This window comes from Endozoicomonas sp. SCSIO W0465 (assembly GCF_023716865.1).
Classification (GTDB): Bacteria; Pseudomonadota; Gammaproteobacteria; order Pseudomonadales; family Endozoicomonadaceae; genus Endozoicomonas.
In genome coordinates, this window is the sequence record NZ_CP092417.1 from 678084 (window position 1) to 700436 (window position 22353).

The window sequence follows — 22353 nt, forward strand, 5'->3', positions numbered from 1 at the left end:
AAAAATTTTAGGACACAACCTTCATTAATGGGGGTATTATGATGGGCAGTGACTGTACTTACAGTGAAGAGATCCCTATTGGCACTTTTTACGTATAGGCAGACATGTATAAGAAAATTAAAGAATTATGGTGCATCTTCGGCTTATTGAAACCTCTATGGAATCCAAACCTGATCAGGCGGTGCAAAAGCAGGACTTCAGGCAGGTTCTGGTTGATCTGGCGAAAAGTCGCGATAAAAAGCTGTTTATACAGCTTTATGACTACTTTGCTCCGCGGCTGAAAAGCTTTCTGGTCAGAAAAGGTGCAAACGAAGAACTGGCAAAAGAGCTGGTTCAGGAAACCCTGCTGTCGGTCTGGCGCAAGACATCCAGTTATGACCCCGGAAAAGCAACGGCATCCACCTGGATTTTTCGAATTGCCAGGAATCTGTGGATTGACCGACTTCGTAAAGAAAAGCCCGACATGCTCTCACCGCTGAACAGCTATCCCGAGGCAGGTTACTCACCCAGTATGGCGGTCTGTGATTCAGGGCGTTTGCAAGATGCCTTGGGCGCTCTGCCTCAGCAACAGGCTCAATTGGTTTACAAAGTGTATTACGAAGGAAAATCCCATCGCGAAATCGCTGAAGATATGGATATGCCTATTGGCAGCGTAAAATCCGGCCTCAGACTGGCTTTTGATAAATTACGGGTGCGCATTGGAGGTGAGTCATGAGCTGCAATCACCACCCCGATGACAGTACCCTGCTGTGCTATGGCGCTGGCAGCTTGCCGGATGCGCTTGCCATGGTAGTCGCCTGCCATCTGGCTGTCTGTGACCAGTGTTATGACAAGGTTGTGGAAGCAGAACAGATCGGCCTCGGTCTGATGGAGCAGGAACCCGTGGAGTCCATATCCCAAAGCTCCCGGGACTGGATGCTGGCCATGTTGGATGAGTCTGTCGATGATGCCGGTTCTGAAGTCGGTAAAACATCGGATGTTAACTCAGATATACCAGAGCCACTGTGCCCGCTGATTGGCCATTCGTTCAGTGATCTTCACTGGCGTACCATGGCCCCCGGTATGAAGCAATTTATCCTGCCTGCCTCCCGGGGCAAGCTGCGGCTGCTGAAAATTGCTCCGGGCACATTCATGCCCTCCCATGGTCACAGCGGTTCTGAACTGACCCTGGTGCTCAAGGGTTCCTACAGTGATGAGCTGGGGCGCTTCTCCGTCGGAGATGTGGCCGATGTGGACCCGGATATGACCCATCAACCGGTTGCCGATACCCATGAAGGCTGTATCTGCCTGATTGCAACGGACGGCCCTCTCCGCTTTAAAGGGTTGGTTCCACGACTCTTGCAACCATTTTTTCAGCTATAAATGCTGCAAGTCAGGTCTTTGGCAAGATTTATTGCTATTGACCTGAACTTTTTTCTCGTCGAACCTGTCAAAAAGTTTTCAGAGTAAATCCAGAGAGATCGTTCCATGACGCTTACTGCCCTCGTCGTAGTTGCTGTTGCATCACTGCTGTCTTTTGCAATGGCGTGGTTTGTTTGCCGACAGACCCACCAAAGCCTGAAATTGCAAACGGAGCGGGAAGTGGATGCCCAGCATCTGCAGATTGCCCAGCTGACCGAGCAGAACGCCGACCTGCAGGACGAGCTGATCGAACAGAAAGTGGTCATGCAGGAACAGCTGGATGCAGGTAAAGCCCTGCTTCAGAAAGAGACTTCACACCTTAACGAGCAGATCAGTCAACATCAGATCAAGGCTGGACGTCTTGAGGCCATGCTGATTTCTGAGCGCAAACGTGAAGCGGAGAAAAGCAGGGATCTTCAGGCGCTGGTTAAAGAGCTTACGGCTGAGCGTGCTGGCAGAGGCCAGGCTGAGCAGCGGGTAAAAGAACTGGAAACCCGTCTTGAAGAGCAGCAGGCACAGAACCAGAAAGCGCTGCTGCAGTTGCAGGAAAACAAGGAAGCCCTCAAGCAGGAATTCAAACACCTGGCTCATGAAATCTTTGAGGCCAGGGGTAAAGTGCTCTCTGATCAGCACCATGAACAACTGCATTCACTGCTGGCACCGTTCAAGGAGCAACTGGGTGAATTCCGCAGCAAGGTTGAAGAGGCCCACCGGGAAGACAGTGTCAGCCGTGCGGCACTGAAGCAGCAGTTGGAAACCATGCATCAGCTCAACCGTAAGATGACGGATGATGCAGAGAGCCTGGCCAAGGCATTGAAGGGGGATAAAAAGCTCCAGGGCAACTGGGGTGAAATGCAGGTTGAGACCATTCTTGACAGCAGTGGCCTGATTAAAGGGCAGGAATACCAACGGGAACCGAATTTCAGGGATGAAGATGGCCAGAATAAACGGCCTGACTTTATTGTCCATCTGCCGGAAGGCAAACACCTGATTATTGACTCCAAGGTATCGCTGGTGGATTACATGGCCTTTGTTAATGCTGAAACGGATGCCGACCGTGATGCTGCCATGGCCCGCCATATCCAGAGTATTCGCAATCACATCAACAGCCTGAATCAAAAAGATTATCCCAGCCTGCCAGAAATCAAGGCGCCTGACTTTGTCTTTATGTTCATGCCCATAGAGCCGGCATTTATCTCGGCATTCCAGTATGACCAGAAGCTGTTCAATGATGCTTTTGAAAAGCGCATCGTTGTGGTAAACCCGACGACCCTCCTGGCAACCCTGAGAACCGTGGCCAACCTGTGGACCATTGAGCGGCAGAATGCCAACACCCGTAAGCTGGCTGACAAAGGTCGCCAGGTATACGATAAACTTCGTATTTTTGTTGAAAAGATGGAGAAACTGGATATTCAGCTGGGTAATACCCGCACCACTTACGATGATGCCATGAGCACACTGAAGCACGGTCGCGGAAACCTGATTGCGCAGGCAGATCAGTTCCTGGCACTGGGTGTTCGGGTCAAGAAGGAGTTGCCTGCCAAGACTCTGGAAACCGCTGATTTGGAGCCACTTGAGGCAGAAGAGTTATTAGCGCTTGAGGCTGAAATACAACCTGCTGAATATCATCAGAACCCTGGCTCGCCTGAACCGGCTCAGACTCATGCAGATGACATTGATGACATTGATGACATTAGAGATGAGCCTGCTGCAGAGACAACTCATCAACCGTTAACGGTGGCAGAGAGTTCGATGCCTGATTTCGCTTCACTGGAGACGGAGCCTGGCCCGGAGTTTGCGGAAGCGACCACTGACAACTTATACCACACAGCCCCTCCATCGGAGGACAATACCTTGTCAGGTAAAAGTGATCTTCCGGGTACGCCAGACTTTTCTGCGCTGGAGTCCAGGCTTTCAGAACTGGGCAGTGATTTGCCATCTCCTGAAGGGGGGCTGCCTTCTCTTGAAGCTGAACTGGCGAGGTTGGAGCAGGAGCATACGGAATATTCCTGGTCTGACTTTGAACAGCAGTTCCGGCCAGAAGATCCCCCCTCAAAGTAACGTCCTCTAATAGCGTATTTATCCCCACTGTGCCTCACATGAGATTTCAGTAAGCTAGCATAACTCTGGCATACCTGAAATCTCAATCCCGGCACACTCCAATGAACACCACGATAAAGGCAGACCTGGTACTTCTGCTGGTAACTCTGTTGGCCGCGTCTGGCTGGCTGTTCTCCAAATTTGCCATCGGGGGAATGCCTCCGCTGGGTTACATCGGCATCCGTTATATGGCGGCTGCCCTGTTGTTACTGCCCTTTGCCGCAAGACAACTCTTCCGGCTGAACAAAAAACAGCTGTTCATCTGTGTGATGGTGGGATTGATTCAGACCATGGCCATGTATCTCTGGATTCAGGCGGTGGACAGTTCTGATCGCCTGGGTGAAGGGGCATTCATCATGAGTCTGTCCATGATTATGGTGCCCTTTATGAGAAGGGTGCTCTATGGCAGCCGGATTGACCGCTTCACGCTGCTTGCCCTGCCATTTGCCATTGCCGGTATTGCCTTGCTGGCATTGAAAGGACACTGGGAATTTGAGCCAGCCCAGGGGCTTTATCTGATAGCGACCCTGTTTGTTGCCCTGCATTTTGTGTATACCAATCATAATGCGCCAGGTATCCCGTCCATGGCCCTAACCTTTATGCTGTTGCTGGTGCCAGGCGTAGTGGGCATGATCATCTCCTTCACTACGGAAAGCTGGCCGGCACAGATTGCAGCAGACACCTGGGGTTGGGTGGCCGCAGCGGTACTGATGGCCACCAGCCTGCGCTATTTCCTGTATACCTGGGCTCTGAAACAGTCAGAAGCAGGCCATGCTGCGCTGATCATGGTGATTGAGCCGGTATGGACTGCGGTAATGAGTGCGATCTGGATGGGGGAATCCATGACTGCCCGGAAGCTTTTCGGTTGTGGGTTGATCTTTATGGCCCTGCTGGTTGCCAGATGGCGTTATATCTTTAAGCCTGCTATTTCCAAATCACAGCGGGTTCCGGAATAGTGCATTCAGAATAAACTGGTAGCGGCTTGCCACCGGGCGATGCCGCTTATGAGTCAGGTAGATGGTTTCATAAATTATCAACACCATCAAAAATGATAATTTTTTGTTCTGGAAATAAGCTTCTAAACTGATGTCATTGATCCTGAGGTAGAAGACAATGACAGACCAAGTATACCCAAGAACCTTTTCTCATATCGGTATTTCTGTTCCAGACTTGGAAAAGGCCGTTAAGTTTTACACCGAAGTACTGGGCTGGTACCTGATTATGGAACCCACCACGATTGTCGAAGACGACAGTGCCATTGGTGAGATGTGTACCGATGTATTTGGGGCCGGTTGGGAGCACTTCCGCATTGCTCACTTATCCACAGGCGACAAGATCGGTGTTGAGATCTTTGAGTTCAAAAACCAGGAAAACCCTGAAAATAACTTCGAATACTGGAAAACCGGCATTTTCCACTTCTGCGTACAGGATCCGGATGTCGAAGGGCTGGCAGAAAAAATTGTTGCCGCCGGTGGTAAGCGCCGTATGGCAAAACCACGGTTCTACTACCCGGGCGAAAAGCCTTACCGCATGATCTACATGGAAGATCCGTTTGGCAACATCCTGGAGATCTACAGCCACAGCTATGAGTTAACCTACTCAGCGGGTGCCTATAGCTGATTTTCAGGCCAATTGCAGAGATTACAGAGTGCACAAAGAAAAGTTTTTCTTGTGCACTTTTTGCTGTTGGCATCTCGCTCCCATCGCCCTGAGGGTGTGCGTTGTATGGCAATCAGCACTTTTTTACACTAGCGTGGAGCTGAAAATTATATACAGACCCGCAAAGGGATAAACCATGCCCGCAAACACTAAAAATGTACTGATTACCGGATGTTCCAGTGGCATCGGCCGGGAACTGGCCCTGGAGTTTCAGCGAAGAGGCTATCGGGTCTGGGCAACCGCCCGTAACCTGCAGAACATTCAGACGCTGACAGATCAGAATATCCGGGTACTGGAGCTGGACGTGACCAGTGAGCCCCGGGTGCATGAGGTGGTGCAGCATATTCTCAGCAGCGATGGTCATCTGGATATACTGGTGAATAATGCGGGCTATGGCAGCATGGGACCATTGATGGATATGCCCGGCGAAGAGCTGGAACAGCAGTTCTCCACCAATGTGTTTGCGCCCATGACCCTTATCCGTAAGGTGGCTCCTGGCATGTGTGCCCGCAAACAGGGGACTATCGTCAATATTGGCAGTATCTCCGGTGTGTTGTTTACCCCGTTTTCAGGCAGTTACTGTGCCTCAAAAGCCGCCTTCAATGCACTGTCTGATGTGCTGAGAATGGAATTAAAGCCTTTTGGTGTGCAGGTGGTAACGGTTCAACCCGGGGCCGTCCAGTCCCGGTTTGCGGATAATGCCAGCCGGGTGTTGCAACACGTGTTCAACCCGGACAGCCTCTATAGACCCATTGACGCAAAGGTCAGGGCGCGAGCCAATGCTTCACAGGATAACCCCACACCGACAGATCGTTTCTGTCGTGACCTGGTGGATAAACTGGAGTCCGGACGCAGGCTCAACATCATCCGCCTGGCCAATGGCAGCCGGGCCTTTCCAGTACTGAAAGCACTGTTGCCAACCGCTGTTCTTGAGACCGTTCTGGGTAGAATATTTGGTCTGCATCGCCTTCGGTGACTTTTTTTACCCGTAGGTATATATTCTTTGGCTCTTGTAGGATTTCAGACTGCTACTGGGTTGAACATTGCTGAAGCCCTTTATCTACAAAGGTTGTCAGCATATTGTCCGGTAATGTTGCTCAATCCTTGTTTTTCGTGACCTACAGTCAGTTTTCACTGTAGAGCAGTTCGTAATCAAAATAGAGCCTATTCTTTTTGCCTTTGTGACACAGGTGATATAAAGTACGCCACCTGTTCAGGGCGGCAAACGTTTTGAACAAACGGTGAGGTGTCCGAGTGGCTGAAGGAGCACGCCTGGAAAGTGTGTGTACGTTAATCGCGTACCGAGGGTTCGAATCCCTCCCTCACCGCCATTATCTCTTCTGTAATCTCTTGATTTCCTTTTCTAAACATTGTCTTTTTCTGTCAACGAAGTGTCGACGGCGAAACATACCCTGTATTTTTCGACTTAAATCGTTATTTCTTCCATTCCTTCTGTTGCTCTTCCGTACCATCCTCCATATCGGATAACGTGCTCAAACTGATTGCCTCCTGAAAATGAAGTGGTTTAATGTCTTTGGACACCTCGTTAAGCACAATAGTGCAGTTGATGACAAGGTAGAAAGTGACAAACTCAGGAAAGCAGCTTAATCAGGTGCCCATTTTAACTTGACCACTAAAGACTCTGTCAGCACGTAAGCCCAAGGATCGTTGAATATGCCTTACAGCAACAGCCCCGATACTGTTGACAGCTGCACTAATGACCCAGGGCTCGTTTTGTAATGAACGTCCAACATACCGCAGGACATTGCCATCAAGTTGCAAAGCCATGCCGACCAGCTCTGGATCATTGCGACAGGCATCACTGGCAAACTGTAGCGCCAGCGGATTTTGTTGCAGGGCAAGTTCGACCACTTCCCGACAGCCCTTAAGCCGTTCACTGGCAAACCTCAGCGCCAAACCGCAATCTTGCACTGCCAGCCTGACCAGTTCTTCATTATCCCGCAATTCCGGGCTGGCATACTCAAGTGCCATACAATTATGCCGAACGGCAAGCCAGACAACGTCCTTGTGATTACACAGCCTGCTACTGGCATACACCAGCATTGCGCCGTTATTTTGCACAGCCAGTCGCGCCAACGCTTCATCATCTCTCAGCTCCTGAGTAGCGAATTGAAAGTTATTGGAGGCTTTTGAGACGGCAATGGTTAATAATTTCTTATTGCCACGCAGAACCGCATCAAAAAAAACGATAGCATTGGAAATCATACGATGGTTGACCGCCAATTGAAGGTAATCCTGAAGATGTTTAAATTGTTCATTGACATGCTTTAGTGCCCGGCCTGTATTTGTCAACGCTGCGGTAACAATTTCCGGATCAGCCCTTAATCGTTCACTGGCGTATTTCAGGGCAGTGCCATCGTTGCTGACGGCTGCCAACACGATGTGCTTATCATCCTTGAGTTCTGCACTGGCAAATTCCAGAACGTGTCCCTCTTTCTCGACTGCTTCTTTGACTAATTGTTTATCCGCTTGAAGTTCAAGTCCGGCATATCGCAATGCAATGGGGTCAGAGCGAACTGCCGCGTATACTACGTCCCGATCGTTATTCAAATCCTTAAAATATTCCAACAGATGGCCCATTTTTTTTTGGGCCAATATCGTTAAGGCCAGTTTTCGATAAAGGGGATCGCCGTTAAGCAGGTTTTTTTTGCAAGCGCTGAGATATATTCGATAGGCATCGTCTTTTGCTCGCTCCATGGCCAGCAGAAGAAGCTCTCTATAGAACTCGGGATTTTGTTGCAGATACGCCGTCATAGCGCCAGAGGAAAGAGCAGATGCCCGATTTTCAACCGCTGTGGTTAACAACTGACGGAAAAGCACGGGATTTGACCACAGCTCTGCTCCGGTAAAGGCAATTAAGTCTGCAGGGTTTACCGCATTTGCCAGAGCACAAGTCATCATTTCAACATCGTTTCTAAAGGGTTCTGGCACATCAGCAATGACCTCAGGATGGCTTTTGATGGCGGCAAAAACAATGGCCCGCTGGTTGCGGATTTCAGGATCAAGGTACTTGAGGATATGGCCATTTTGGGACACCAGACGCAGGGCCGTTGTCTCGTCAGCAAGCCAGTTAACGTATTGGTTTACCACGGGCATGGCTTTGTCTGGATCAGAAAGTAACCAATGCCAAAGTAATGTATTCCTGTCTTCTGCTGATTGATCGTGTAGTAAGGCTTCAATCTCACTGGAGGTCGCCTTGGAAAAAATCAGTCCCGCTTCAACCAGATGACGAATCTTCCTATCGTGGGTGCAGCGGCTCATCAGTGATTTTCTCTTCATGTAAGCAAAGCACCAGTAGATATGCTCCAGGGCAAATTGATTAGTTGAAAAGAAAGCAGGATTAATCAGCCGTTCCCTGATCGCAGCCATATTCCATTGCGTCTGACTTCCATCGAGATTCAATGACTCCAAAAGAAGGTCCATATTGCCCAACTCTTCTAATACACTCAAAATGTCGACAAAGATCCGCTGCAGATCTTTTTTGGCAGGAAGATGGGTGAGTTCAAAAAGGGCCTGACCGGTCTGTTCATTAAAATGGATTTCCGGGGCATTGAAACCGTTATTTTTCTGGTACTGCAGCAGTGTGAACATCAAAAACCACACTCGCTGCAACTTTCCACGCCGACGTTCTTTTGATGCCCCGGCTAATGCCTCTGAATAACACAACCGAAAGGTTCGTTGTTTGCCACCGTCGGCTTGTTCTAACAGATCGATGGTACAAGCATGCTCATAGAGCTGGATCGATAATCGGGTGCAATCTGGCATATTGAGAACGGTCAAGCTTTTGGCAGAAAATTGCCTGAGTGCGTCACGACATGTGTTGTCGAATAATGGCTCTTTCCGGGACGTCGAAAAATCAACAATATCGACATATAGAGGCGTTGCTACATAATTCTTGATGGCAAATATTCTGCTCACTTTGCCCTGTCCGGAAGCGGTGGCCACAGGCCAGAGCCTGGTAAGAAAACATTTGTGCAACCATAGAATCAGTTCATGGACACTCTCGATGCGCTGTACAGAATTGACCGACTCAAGCCGTTGCAGGTGGTCTTTTAATAACTGACAACTGGCTCGCCATTGTTGAAAATCCGAACCCGGGGCAGGTAACTCCCCTTCAGACAGGAACGGCCTGGTGACATCGGCCAGTGTTTGTTCAACCTTTGCCTGCAGCAACGCCAGTTGCTGATCAAGCGCTGTTATCTCCTCACGATATGACTGCTCCAGTTTCGGATCTGCGGCTGCGCCCAGCATTAAAAACTGTTCATAGCCGGAGAGAAAAGCCCGGGTCTCTTGCATAAAGTTGCCGATCTCCCGGACACAGCCTTGCAAAATCGCCCGTCGTTCGGGGTGCATGCTCAGTTGGACTGCGCCGTTTTTCGACAAACAGAGATTGACCAGTCGTTCCGCTCCGAGAAAGTTCAGCAGCCTGGAATTTTGCTCGCTCAGCCACGAGAACCAGCGTGCGACACAGGGTTCTTTTTCCGGCAGCGCAGGTTGCCATGCCTGCAGGGTCGCCAACGCAGTTTGATAATCGGGGCTGGCAGAGCCGCCACTCAGACCCAGCAATTCCTGCTCCCGATCACCCGACAACAAAAAACCACCGGACTGCTGCTGAAACTGGCCACACACCAGTGTGACCTGCTCAGGGGAATCACCATCAGGCCACCATTGGGGCTGGTCCACCAACAGGCAGGGTATGGCTGCCTGTCGCAAGCTGATGGATATATGGTCGTTACGAGCGCCTTTTTTCAGCACCACCCCTTGGATTTTCGCCAGCACCTCAGGCGCCAGCAGCCAGTCACCGCCATGATCACAAAACAGGACGACGTTGTCAGGCAGACAGCTGTCGTCGATCGGACGATCAGTGGCCAGCGCCAACCCTGAGCCACAACCGTCACTGACCGGGGTTCCCTGATCCAGATAGCGGGAAGGAGAGGCGATGGAAAACTGGCTGCCGCCGGGCAGACGGGTAATCGGGCGCACCTGCAGAAACCAGACCCGGTTATCCTGATCAATGGCAAATTCAAAATCCACCGGCGACATCAGCGCATCTTCCAGTTTTTTCCCTCCCTGAACCAGACTGTCCAGAGTGTCTTTGCCAAGGGAGGCAGCTGCTTCAGTGTTACCGTCAAAGGTGGTCCACTCTTCGACATAGCCACCCTGTTCATTGGCGCGCAACACGAATCCACCATCAGGACTTCCGGGGTTGAAGACCGCCTCCCACTGCTTGCCGTTACGCTTGATCTCATAACAGTGGGGAGTGATACCGTGCTGGCCGGACACCACCGCCTTGGGTTGCCCCGGTCCATACTCAATCACTAATGTGCTGTCCTCAATGCCACGATAACTCATGGCCACCCCACCTACACGGCATGGAATGCACTGTTGCAGAATGATTGACATGCCTTGAGTGGCCTGTTGGGAAAACACAGCAGGACGGTAGGCCGAAGCGAGTACCTGAAGACAGGTGGCTACAATATCTGCCTGGCCATGCACCACTGATTCGTACTTGCCGGCCTGGGCGTTACCAAACGAGTCCTCAGCCACGCCGGAGCTGCGCACGATAACCGGGCTATCGGGTTGTGTCAGGCCGGTGCGCAAATCCTCATAAACCGTGCGCAGGGTGTCGGCAATGGGAAGTGTCCGTATTTGCTGATAACAATCCGGCCCGGCAACAAACGAAGAGAGTGCTTCAAGCCAGCGCTGCTGTTGTTCCGATGGGTCTATTCTGGCTATCCACCGTTTCATGGCCGCCAGACTGGTCGTTTTGGCCATTTCATCGGGAAACTCATGGCCATCCTCCAGCGTCGCCAGTAATGGGCGGACATCAAGCTGAACATTTTCAAGCGCCTGCACGGTGTCCGTCTTAATGCAGCGAAACGGCGGAACGGATAATCCTGCATTCTGCATCAGGGCCAGGAACATCCCTTTCCCACCCAACCCTTCCCGGCTTGGGATATTTTGGGAATGGACGTCCAACTGCGATTCGCTACAGTGTCTGATTTTTAATGGTATTGCATTGATTTTGCGGTCGGCACAGCCAAGCTTTATCGTCGTATCGCTTCTGGTAGTCTGGTACTTTATTGGCGAAGAGAAGGCAGCGTGAGTATCTGAAATGACGGATGCTGGAGTTTCACGGTTAGGGGTGCCAGCAGTTCCGGTATCAGGCAAAACTGTAAAGCCAGACCCTGTGTCAGAGTATCTACTAAAATCAGAGGGTGCATTTAACATCATTAAAATCCCTTTATATTGTTTAATATTTATTGGGTCATGACATTTGCCAGCCAGATATTATCAAATGCGTTTCATGCTGGCTGGCATGTCATCAATTATTCAAGTGTTGTCCTCGTCCCAAGCGTTCATAGGTTGTCGCAAAACCCTCCGAACACTCCGGACATCTCGTTCCCACGCTCTGCGTGGGAATGCATACTGATCCCGCCACAAAGACCATACTCGCATGAAGCCCCCGAAAACCCTGCCAGGCAGTAGCTCTTTCTCATGCTGCCAGATCCGTATGCATTCCCACGCGAAGCGTGGGAACGAGGGTTTTGCGACAGCCTCGTCACCCTGGAGTTAGACAATTACGGTCGCAAAATGTTCACTGATTATGTGTTTTATTTTTCCAGCGACTCCAGGCAATCCGGGCCTATACCACTAGAAAGAACGGTAAGGTCATTCGGATGATGAGGCTACGTTCCATTAAGAAGTTGATAGCCTGTTTCTGTTGACACAAAAACAAGGAATGGGGCTTTTATGAAAAATAAATACACGAAAGGAACTATGGAATGGGTGAAAGTCTCATATTGATCACACCCACAGGCCTTGAGCTACAGCAAACAGACGTAACACCAAATTTTTCAAACTGAATGGAGAGCAGCCAAACACAGCTATGATTCTAACAGCAAACAAAGAGTCAACTGTGAGAGGCCGCTCCGATGGAAGTATGTCAGCCACTAACCAAAGTCGCCAATGATTCCTGTCCTGCTATTGACCAACTGCAGCAAAAACTGACCCTACTTCGTCAGTCCAATAATCCAATCCAGCATTTTGAGGATCATGAAAACGAGATTCACTCCCTCTTTATTCAGGCGGAGCGAGAAATACTGGCAGAAGAACTGCAAAAATTAGACATCAATAAAGCTTCTATCGAAGTGAATGGGGTCGTGTATCACCAGGCATTACGCAGCTATCAAACCTACCAGTCAGCAGCAGGACCTGTCCGGGTATTGCGCAGCCTCTACCGCAATGCCGGGGATAAGTGCATTGTCCCTTTAGAGCTCAAGGCTGGCGTTGTAGAAGGCTACTGGTTACCAAAGGCTGCGAAGCAAGCAGCATGGATGGTTGCCCAGTTGCCGCCCGCGGACGTAAAAAGCTTACTCGATCTAATGGGGAATATGTCACCCTCAACCAGCTCTCTGGCACGTCTTCCCAAAAAACTCAACGAACAATGGGAGCAGCACCTTGACCCTTTCGAGACCCTTCTCGCGGAGAATCTCACAGTACCGCCTGACGCGGTGACGGTAGCTGCTTCCCTTGACGGTGTGATGCTACCAATGAAAGACGGCAAGCGTCAGGAGAAACGTGAAAAGAGTGTTGCTGATGGCAAACGTACCCGAGGGCCAGCAGGTTGTCAGGAGGCCAGTTGTGGAACACTGTCGTTTTACGATGACCAGGGAGATCGCCTCTCTACGATCAGGATGGGACGAATGCCTGAAAGCAAGAAAGCGACATTGAAAAAATCCCTTTCAAACCTTCTGGATAAGGTGCTTCAGCAAAAGCCAAATCTGACTCTGGTCAAAGTGGCAGATGGAGCCCGGGACAATTGGACATACTTCACCAAAGAGCTACCGGAGGGAGAAGAAATTGTTGATTATTACCATGCGGCAGAACACCTGAAGAAGGCATTTGACCTGGCTTACGGTGAAAATAGCGCGAAGTCCAAAGAGAAATTCAGCACCTACCGACATATCCTGAAGGAGGAGCCGGGTGGGGTTGAAAAAATAATCAAGGCACTGGCTTACCAGCATAGCAAGCATCCCCGCCGATCGAAATTAAAGACAGAGTTAAAGTACTTCAGAAAAAACCGGTTACGGATGAATTATGCAGAACACCTGTCGCGCAACCTGCCCATAGGCTCAGGGGTCATTGAGGCGTCCTGTAAAACGCTGGTTACACAGCGAATGAAGTGTTCGGGAATGCGTTGGCGGTGTCCCGGGGGGCAAGGCATTCTGACACTCAGGTCACTAATTCAAAGTGGTTGGTTCGACTGTGGCTGGATGCTGCTGTCGGTAACGTACCGGGCCAAGGTAAATATGGTCAGTGATAATGTGATTCCATTTTCATCAGGGAAGGGTAATATTGAACGTTAGTACTCATCAATATGAGACTTTCACCCTATGGAATAAGTCACTGGTCTGAGTGCAAGAAGAGAGTAATTAACCCTCTTTAATGCCCTAAATGTAAAGCATATCAGGGGTAACTTCAGAGTCTGTCATAAAGTGCTGCTCTGCAACCTTTTATGATACCTCTGAATGTTTCATCAATTTTCCTGAATACAACCTGGGATCTAAACGATGTTAGCCAGTCCAACCGGAACGTCCCCGGCAACCAGCGTGCCTTCAGTTGCCATCGAAATAAACCCTCCCTGTCAATCCGAAAGAGAGAATCCGGGTGCGGGTCGCTTCGCAAACCACTCGGTAGGTAACCTGCCATTACCCGATTTTCCTCCTCCGAGCTATTCATCTTTGTCCCCGACTAGCGCTGACGCATCAGCAACGCCCGTCAGTGATCGGGAAATTAATGACGCCACAGCTCAATCTTCAGCACTGCATTTTGCAAATGACAGGACCAAGGCGACATCCGGCTCACAACCTGCACCACTGTATGAACTGGGAATATGCGACAATGAGTTTGATAGCCGAATGGCAGCAGCTTGCTTATCGGGGGATATAAAAGAAGTGGATGCACTGCTGGATATTCGCCCTACGGGGATACACCGTGTTCAAAAGTATCCTGGCGAGCCATTTGCAATGCACCCACTGCATTTGGCAGCCAAAGAGAACAATACGGACCTTATAGCATCCCTTTGCGAAAAGTCTGAGATCCCGATTAATGTAATTACTCATGATGGACAGACTCCCCTTATGATGGCAGCCGCTAAAAATCTGGAGGCGATGAAGTTATTATTGAAGCATCCCAGGATTGACATCAATGCCCAAAATAATGCTAAACAGACTGCCCTTTTGATTGGCATCATTCATAAAAACGCAGAAGCAGTAAGCCTGCTATTGGACCATGGAGCCAATATTAAAACACGTACTGACAAACTTCATAATACTTTGCTATATGCTGCCATTGCTGGTGATAAAGCGCTTAATGAGAATATTGACGAACAGCATAACACCGCAGTACTGGAGCTGCTATTAAACAGGGGCTGCGACCCAAATAAAAAACTCTGTTCTATAGGGGGTATAACTCCACTTCATGTAGCGGCACATTTTGAAGACATTGGTAGCATAGACCTGTTAATTGCACATGGCGCAGATGTTAGGAAAAAAAGTAACAGAGGCGCTGCTCCAATGCACTTTGCTGCTCTCACTAAAAATATCGAAGTGGTTAAGAGATTATTACAACATGGTGCAACATTGGAAGATCAGGCTGGGGGGATTGACCGCCGATTTTACTTAAAACGCGTAGGTTTAGGGATGAAACAAATTCAAGATCCTAAAACCAGAGACGAGTTACGCGCTAATTTAGACTATCAGGATGCATGGGAGAGAGCAGGAAACGGCTGTTATGGTACACCATTATCATTTCTGAAAAATGAAGATCATGGAATTTTAAGAGCAATGGAGAATGAACAAATAATGTTGAGAAAAAATCCATTGCCTGAGAAACAGCAATAGCAATTATCTCCGTTCAGTTTGTCGATTACCTTAAACAGCCCGGATAGCTGCCGGATCATACATTCATTGGAAGATAAGATCCGGTATGCTTGCTCATCGGAATATCCGATCTATGGAAGAGAGCTTGCTGATAATCAAAATTGGCTCTTGTAGGATTTCAGACTGCTACTGGGTTGAACATTGCTGAAGCCCTTTATCTACAAAGGTTGTCAGCATATTGTCCGGTAATGTTGCTCAATCCTTGTTTTTCGTGACCTACAGTCAGTTTTCACTGTAGAGCAGTTCGTAATCAAAATAGAGCCTCAAAATTTTATTCAAATAATTACCTCATCTCTCTTTTTCATAAGAAGTAAATCTTATTGAACCATTTTATTCAATTGCCAGGGACTTCCGGGCAATGGATTGTTGAATATGCCTTACAGCAACAGACCCGATACTGTTTACGGCTGCAGTCAAGACCCAGCGCTGGTTTTGCAAAAAACGTCCAACATACCGCAGGACATTGCCATCAAGCTCCAAGGCCATGCCGACCAGTTCTGGATCATTGCGACAGGCATCACTGGCAAACTGTAGTGCCAGCGGATTTTGTTGCAGGGCAAGTCTGACCACTTCCGGATTATTCCTGAGCCGTTCACTGGCAAACTCCAGTACCAAACCGCAATCTTGCACTGCCAGCTTGACCAGTTCTTCATTGTCCTGCAAGTCCGGGCTGGCATACTCAAGTGCCATACCATTTTTTTGAACGGCCAGCCGGACAGTAGGCTCATGACCACGCAGCCTGCAACTGGCAAACTTGAGCAGTATACCGTTACCTTGCACCGCCTGCTGCGCCAATGCTTCATCATCTCTTAGTCCATGACTGGCGTATTCAAAGCTATTGGGGTCTATTGACACGGCAATGGTTAATAATTCCTTATTGCCACGCTGAACCACATCAAGATAACGACGAATAGTGTGTTGAGAATCATGATGACGAACAGCCAATCGAAGGTAATAGGGGTCCTGTTTGAATGGCTTAGCGGCAAACTCCAGGGCATGGGCCGCATGTTCCAGTGCTGCTTTAATAATTTTCGGATCTGCTCTTAATCGTTCACTGGCGAATGCCAAGGCAATGCCATTATTTCTGACGGCTGCCAGTACAATCTCTTCATCATCCCTGAGTTCTTCACTGGCAAATTGCAGAACTAACCCCATTTTTTCGACAGCTTCTTTGACTAATGCTTTATCTGCTTGAAATTGAGCTCCGGCATATTCTAACGCGAAGGGGTGAGAGCGAACTGCAGCATACACTACCTCCTGATCGTTCATTAAATCCGAAAAATATTTCAGATGCCGACCGAAAGTTTTTTGCGCTAATATCGTTAAGGCCAGTTTTCGATCAAGAGGATCGTCCTTAAGCAGGTTTTCCCTGTAAGCGCTGAGAGGTATTTTGTACGAATTATCTTTTGCTTGCTCAATGGCTAACAGAACAAGTTCTTTATAGAATTCAGAATTTTGTTCCAGATACGCAGTTATAGCGTCAGAGGAAAGAGCAGATGCTTTGTTTTCAACCGCTGTGGTTAACAACTGACGGAAAAGCACAGGATTTGCCCACAGTTCTGCCCCTATTAGAGTAATCAAGCCTTCAGGATCTACTGCATTTGCCAACGCATAATTCATCATTTCCAAATCGTTTCTAAAGGATTCCGGCCCTTCGGCAATGATTTCAGGATGGCTTTTGATAGCTGCAAAAACAATGGTCCGCTGGTTGCGGATTTCAGGGGCAAGGTGTTTAAGGATGCGGCCATTTTGGGACACCAGACGCAGGGCCATTGTCTCGTCAGCTAACCAGTTAACAGATTGCTCAACCAGAGGCCTGGCTTTGGCTGGATCAGAAAGTAACCAATGCCAAAGTAATGTATTTCTGCCTGTTTCTGGTTGATCTTCCAGCAAGGATTCAATCTCACTGATGGAAGTGGAAGGTTGGGAAAAGATCAGTGCCGCTTCCACCAGGTGGCGGATTGCCCTATCTTGGGTGCAGCGGCTCATCAGTGATTTTCCCTCCATGTAAGCGGAGCACCAGTAAAGATGCTCCAGGGCAAATCGATTGGTTGCAGAGAAAGCTGGATTATTCAGCCGTTCCCTGATCGCAGCCATATTCCATTGCGTCTGACTTTCATCCAGATTCAATGACCGCAAAAGAATGTCCAGATTGTCCAGGTTATCCAATACACTCAGAATGTCCACAAACATCTGCTGCAGGTCTTTTCTGGCAGGAAGGTGAGTGAATTCAAAAAGGACCTGGCCTGTCTGTTCATTGAAATGGACTTCCCGGGCATTGAAACCGCAATTTTTCTGATATTGAGACAGTGTTTGTGCCAAAAACCACACTCGCTGTAACTTTCCACGTCGGCGTTCTTTCGATTCCCCGGACAATGGCTCTGAATAACACAATCGCAAGGTCCGCTGTTTGCCACTGTCGGCCTGTTCTAACAGGTCGATAGTACAGGCATGATGCTGGAGCTGGATCGATAACCGGGTACAATCTGGCAGATTGAGAACGGTCAAGCTTTTGGCAGAAAATTGCCTGAGTGCGTCACGACATGTGTTGTCGAATAATGGCTGCTTCTGAGATACTGAAAAGTCAACAATATCAAAACATTTGGGCTTTACTCCATGATACGCGTTGGTAAACATTCTGCTCAGTTTACCCTGCCCTGAAGCAGCGGCCACGGGCCAGAGCCTGGCAAGAAAACATTTGTGCAACCATAGAATCAGTTCATGGACACTCTCGATGCGCTGTACAGAATTGACCGACTCAAGCCGTTGCAGGCGGTCTTTCAATAACTGGCAGCTGGCCCGCCATTGTTGAAAATCTGAACCCGGAGCAGGTAACTCCCCTTCAGACAGGAACGGCCTGGTGACATCGGCCAGTGTTTGTTCAACCTTTGCCTGCAGCAACGCCAGTTGCTGATCAAGCGCTGTTATCTCCTCACGATATGGTTGCTCGAGTTTTGGATCTGCGGCTGCGCCCAGCATTAAAAACTGTGCGTAGCCGGAGAGAAAAGCCCGGGTCTCTTGCATAAAGTTGCCGATCTCCCGGACACAGCCTTGCAAAATCGCCCGTCGTTCGGGGTGCATGCTCAGTTGGACTGTGCCACTTTTCGACAAACAGAGATTGACCAGTCGCTCCGCTCCGAGAAAGTTCAGCAGCCTGGAATTTTGCTCGCCCAGCCAAGAGAACCGGCGTGCGACACAGGGTTCTTTTTCTGGCAGCGCAGGTTGCCATGCCTGCAGGGTCGCCAACGCAGTTTGATAATCGGGGCTGGCAGAGCCGCCACTCAGACCCAACAATTCCTGCTCCCGATCACCCGACAACAAAAAACCACCGGACTGCTGCTGAAACTGGCCACACACCAGTGTGACCTGCTCAGGGGAATCACCATCAGGCCACCATTGGGGCTGGTCCACCAACAGGCAGGGTATGGCTGCCTGTCGCAAACTGATGGATATATGGTCGTTACGGGCACCTTTCTTCAGCACCACCCCTTGGGTTTTCGCCAGCACCTCAGGTGCCAGCAGCCAGTCACCGCCATGATCACAAAACAGGACGACGTTGTCAGGCAGACAACTGTCGTTGATTGGACGATCGGTGGCCAGCGCCAACCCTGAGCCACAACCGTCACTGACCGGGGTTCCCTGATCCAGATAGCAGGAAGGAGAGGCGGTGGAAAACTGGCTGCCGCCGGGCAGGCGGGTAATCGGGCGCACCTGCAGAAACCAGACCCGGTTATCCTGATCAATGGCAAATTCAAAATCCACCGGCGACATCAGCGCATCTTCCAGTTTTTTCCCTCCCTGAACCAGACTGTCCAGAGCGTCTTTGCCAAGGGGTTCAGCCGCTTTAGTGTTACCGTCAAAAGTGGTCCACTCTTCAACATAGCCACCCTGTTCATTGGCGCGCAACACGAATCCACCATCAGGACTTCCCGGATTGAAGACCGCCTCCCACTGCTTGCCGTTACGCTTGATCTCATAACAATGGGGGGTGATACCGTGTTGACCGGACACCACCGCCTTGGGCTGCCCCGGTCCATACTCAATCACTAACGTGCTGTCCTCAATGCCACGATAACTCATGGCCACTCCGCCCACACGGCATGGAATGCACTGTTGCAGGATGATTGACATGCCTTGAGTGGCCTGTTGGGAAAACACAGCGGGACGGTAGGCCGAAGCGAGTACCTGAAGACAGGTGGCCACAATATCTGCCTGGCCATGCACCACTGATTCGTACTTGCCGGCCTGGGCGTTACCAAACGAGTCCTCAGCCACGCCGGAGCTGCGCACGATAACCGGGCTATCGGGTGGTGTCAGGCCGGTGCGCAAATCGTCATAAACCGTGCGCAGGGTGTCGGCAATGGGAAGTGCCCGTATTTGCTGATAACAATCCGGCCCGGCAACAAATGAATAGAGTGCTTCAAGCCAACGCTGCTGTTGTTCCGATGGGTCCATTCTGGCTATCCACCGTTTTATGGCCGCCAGACTGGTCGTTTTGGCCATTTCATCGGGAAACTCATGGCCATCCTCCAGCGTCGCCAGTAATGGGCGGACATCAAGCTGAACATTTTCAATCGCCTGCACGGTGTCCGTCTTAATGCAGCGAAACGGCGGAACGGATAATCCTGCATTCTGCATCAGGGTCAGGAACATCCCTTTCCCACCCAGCCCTTCCCGGCTTGGGATATTTTGGGAATGGACGTCCAACTGCGATTCGCTACAGCGTCTGATTTTTAATGGTATTGCATTGATTTTTCGGTCGGCACAGCCAGGCTTTATCGTCGTATCGCTTCTGGTAGTCTGGTACTTTATTGGCGAAGAGAAGGCAACATGAGTATCTGCAATGCCGGATGTTGGGGTTTCACGGTTAGGGGTGCCAGCGGTTCCGATATCAGGCAAAACTGTAAAGCCAGACCCTGCGTCAGAGTACCTACTAAAGTCATAGGGTGCATTTAACATCATGAAAATCCCTTTATGTTGTTTAATATTTATTGAGTCATGACATTTGCCAGCCAGATATTATCGAATGCGTTTCATGCTGGCTGGCATGCCATCAATTATTCAAGTGTTGTCCTCGTCCCAAGCGTTCATAGGTTGTCGCAAAACCCTCCGAACACTCCGGACATCTCGTTCCCACGCTCCGCGTGGGAATGCATACCGATCCCGCCACAAATACCATACTCGCATGAAGCCCCCGAAAACCCTGCCAGGCAGTAGCTCTTTCTCATGCTGCCAGATCCGTATGCATTCCCACGCGGAGCGTGGGAACGAGGGTTTTGCGACAGCCTCTTCATCTTCACCCTGGAATTGGACAATTACGGTCGCAAAATGTTCACTGATTATGTGTTTTATTTTTCCAGCGACTCCGGGCAATCCGGGCCTATAAGTAGTCCATAGTTTGCTTTTGAGGAGCATTTCCCGTTAGTTCTGACGCAGTGGCTGAGAAATATCCGTTTTCAATTTTTACCCTACTTACCACTAGAAAGAACGGTAAGGTTATTTGGATGATAGGGTTCCGTTCCATTAAGTTGATAGCCTGTTTCTGTTGACACAAAAACAAGGAATGGGGCTTTTATGAAAAATAAATACACGAAAGGAACTATGGAATAAGTCACTGGTCTGAGTGCAAGAAGAGAGTAATTAACCCTCTTTAATGCCCTAAATGTAAAGCATATCAACCGGGGTAACTTCAGAGTCTGTCATACAGTGCTGCTCTGCAACCTTTTATGATACCTCTGAATGTTTATCAATTTTCCTGAATACAACCTGGGATCTAAACGATGTTAGCCAGTCCAACCGGAACTTCCCCGGCAACCAGCGTGCCTTCAGTTGCCATCGAAATAAACCCTCCCTGTCAATCCAACAGAGCGAATCCAGATACAAGTCAATTCGCAAACTACTCGGTTGATAACCGTTCAACCCAAGATTTCCCCCCGCCAAGCTATTCCTCTTTGTACCCGACTAACCCATCGGCAACTCCCGTCGGCCGTCGGGTAATTAATGATAGCAATGCTCAATCTTCAGCGCGGTCTTTCGCAAAGGAGGGGACTAAGGCAATATCAGGCTCAAATCCTGCATCGTCGTCCGAAGTGAAAATAGATGACAATGAATTCGATAACCGAATGGCAACAGCTTGCTTATCGGGTAATATAAAAAAGGTTAATGAGCTGCTGAGCATTCGCCCTGCAGGGATACACCGTTTTCAAAAGTATTCAGGCATGTCAACCGCTTTGCACCCACTACACTTGGCGGCCATAAAGAATAATAGTGAGCTTATTAACAAACTGTGCAAATATCCTGAGATTGATATCAATGTCCGTAACCATGCTGGACAGACTCCCCTTATGCTGGCAACCGCTAATAATAATCTCGAGGCTATGAAAGTATTATTGAATCATCCCGGGACTGATATCAATGTTCGCAATAATGCTGGACAGACTCCCCTTTGGATTAGCATTGCCAAGAATAATGTACAAGCAGTGGAAATATTGTTGAATCATGGAGCTGAAATTAAAAAACATCCTAAGAAACTCTATGAATCCTTACTTTATGCTGCCATTGCTGGCGATAAAGAACTTTATGAAAAAATTGACGAGCAGCGAAATCCTGCAATACTTGAGCTGTTATTGAACAGGGGCGCTAACGCAAATAAAACACTCGGTTCCGAAGGCATAACTCCACTTCAAGTGGCTGCTCATTTTGGAGACATTAAGAGCATTGATATCTTAGTTAAACATGGCGCAGATGTAAGAAAAAAAAATGACGATGGTGCTACTCCAATGCATCTTGCAGCTTTCGCTAATAACATCGAAGTTGTTAAGAGATTATTACAACATGGTGCAACACTGGAAGAGGACAGAGGGACTATTGACGGCGCATTTATCTTCAAACGCCAAGATCCATGGAAAAAATTTGAAATAAGTGATCTGGGTTGTTTAAAAGATCGAAGTGACGAAGGTTTTAAACGTACCGCAGCCTTACGATTTTATGAAGCTGGACTTGGCCGTCTAGGTCGACCATTATCTTTTCTGAAAAATGAAGATCATGGGGCGTTAAGGGCAATAGAGCAGGAACAAATAATGCTGAGAAAACAGCAATTGTCAAAACAACACAATAATCAATCCGGCCCGACCAGCTGTCGGCTATTTTAAACGGTCTGCGTACCTGCCGGATCTTGTTTACATGGGATAATCAGATTCGGCAACAGCCTAAGAGGCTGTCCGAGAAT

The 22353-nt window shown here is 49.1% G+C and carries 11 protein-coding genes and 1 tRNA gene; 10 read left to right on the forward strand and 2 right to left on the reverse strand.

What is annotated here, in order from left to right:
* Nucleotides 1–157: 157 nt before the first annotated feature.
* The 7 genes from MJO57_RS02915 (at nt 158) to MJO57_RS02945 (ending at nt 6491) form a co-directional block, all read left to right on the forward strand.
* A complete protein-coding gene (locus MJO57_RS02915; RefSeq protein WP_252022840.1) occupies nt 158–715 on the forward strand; it encodes a sigma-70 family RNA polymerase sigma factor in 558 nt (185 codons plus the stop codon).
* Nucleotides 712–1362, forward strand: coding sequence for a ChrR family anti-sigma-E factor (locus MJO57_RS02920; RefSeq protein ID WP_252022842.1), 651 nt, complete (start codon nt 712–714; stop codon nt 1360–1362). The genes MJO57_RS02915 and MJO57_RS02920 overlap by 4 nt, the downstream gene beginning before the upstream one ends.
* 105 nt (nt 1363–1467) lie before the next feature.
* Nucleotides 1468–3462 (forward strand): DNA recombination protein RmuC, encoded by a 1995-nt coding sequence (gene rmuC / locus MJO57_RS02925; RefSeq protein ID WP_252022844.1) that lies wholly within the window; start codon nt 1468–1470, stop codon nt 3460–3462.
* Between the two features lie 101 nt (nt 3463–3563).
* The gene (locus MJO57_RS02930) at nt 3564–4457 is read left to right on the forward strand and encodes a DMT family transporter (RefSeq protein WP_252022846.1); all 894 of its coding nucleotides are present in this window, start codon (nt 3564–3566) and stop codon (nt 4455–4457) included.
* Nucleotides 4458–4614: 157 nt separating this feature from the next.
* A complete protein-coding gene (locus MJO57_RS02935) occupies nt 4615–5121 on the forward strand; it encodes a lactoylglutathione lyase family protein (RefSeq protein WP_252022848.1) in 507 nt (168 codons plus the stop codon).
* Nucleotides 5122–5296: 175 nt separating this feature from the next.
* Nucleotides 5297–6136 (forward strand): SDR family oxidoreductase, encoded by an 840-nt coding sequence (locus MJO57_RS02940; protein WP_252022850.1) that lies wholly within the window; start codon nt 5297–5299, stop codon nt 6134–6136.
* Nucleotides 6137–6400: 264 nt separating this feature from the next.
* A tRNA-Ser gene (locus MJO57_RS02945) sits at nt 6401–6491 on the forward strand.
* A 277-nt stretch (nt 6492–6768) separates the two neighbouring features.
* Here the strand turns inward: MJO57_RS02945 and MJO57_RS02950 are convergent.
* The gene (locus MJO57_RS02950) at nt 6769–11415 is read right to left on the reverse strand and encodes a DUF4116 domain-containing protein (RefSeq protein ID WP_252022852.1); all 4647 of its coding nucleotides are present in this window, start codon (nt 11413–11415) and stop codon (nt 6769–6771) included.
* 701 nt (nt 11416–12116) lie between these two features.
* On the opposite strand from MJO57_RS02950, the gene MJO57_RS02955 reads away from it, so the two are divergent.
* Together MJO57_RS02955 and MJO57_RS02960 are read left to right on the forward strand one after the other, a co-directional pair.
* Nucleotides 12117–13550 (forward strand): hypothetical protein, encoded by a 1434-nt coding sequence (locus tag MJO57_RS02955; protein WP_252019438.1) that lies wholly within the window; start codon nt 12117–12119, stop codon nt 13548–13550.
* Between the two features lie 243 nt (nt 13551–13793).
* Complete coding sequence (locus tag MJO57_RS02960) at nt 13794–15086, forward strand: ankyrin repeat domain-containing protein (RefSeq protein WP_252022854.1); 1293 nt, start codon at nt 13794–13796, stop codon at nt 15084–15086.
* A gap of 369 nt (nt 15087–15455) precedes the next feature.
* On the opposite strand, the gene MJO57_RS02965 is transcribed toward MJO57_RS02960, so the two are convergent.
* Nucleotides 15456–20087 carry a DUF4116 domain-containing protein gene (locus tag MJO57_RS02965; protein ID WP_371924759.1) on the reverse strand — a complete coding sequence of 1544 codons (4632 nt, stop codon included), beginning with the start codon at nt 20085–20087 and terminating at the stop codon, nt 15456–15458.
* Between the two features lie 1127 nt (nt 20088–21214).
* Here MJO57_RS02965 and MJO57_RS02970 point away from each other — a divergent pair.
* The gene (locus MJO57_RS02970; protein ID WP_252022859.1) at nt 21215–22276 is read left to right on the forward strand and encodes an ankyrin repeat domain-containing protein; all 1062 of its coding nucleotides are present in this window, start codon (nt 21215–21217) and stop codon (nt 22274–22276) included.
* The last annotated feature ends 77 nt before the right edge of the window (nt 22277–22353 follow it).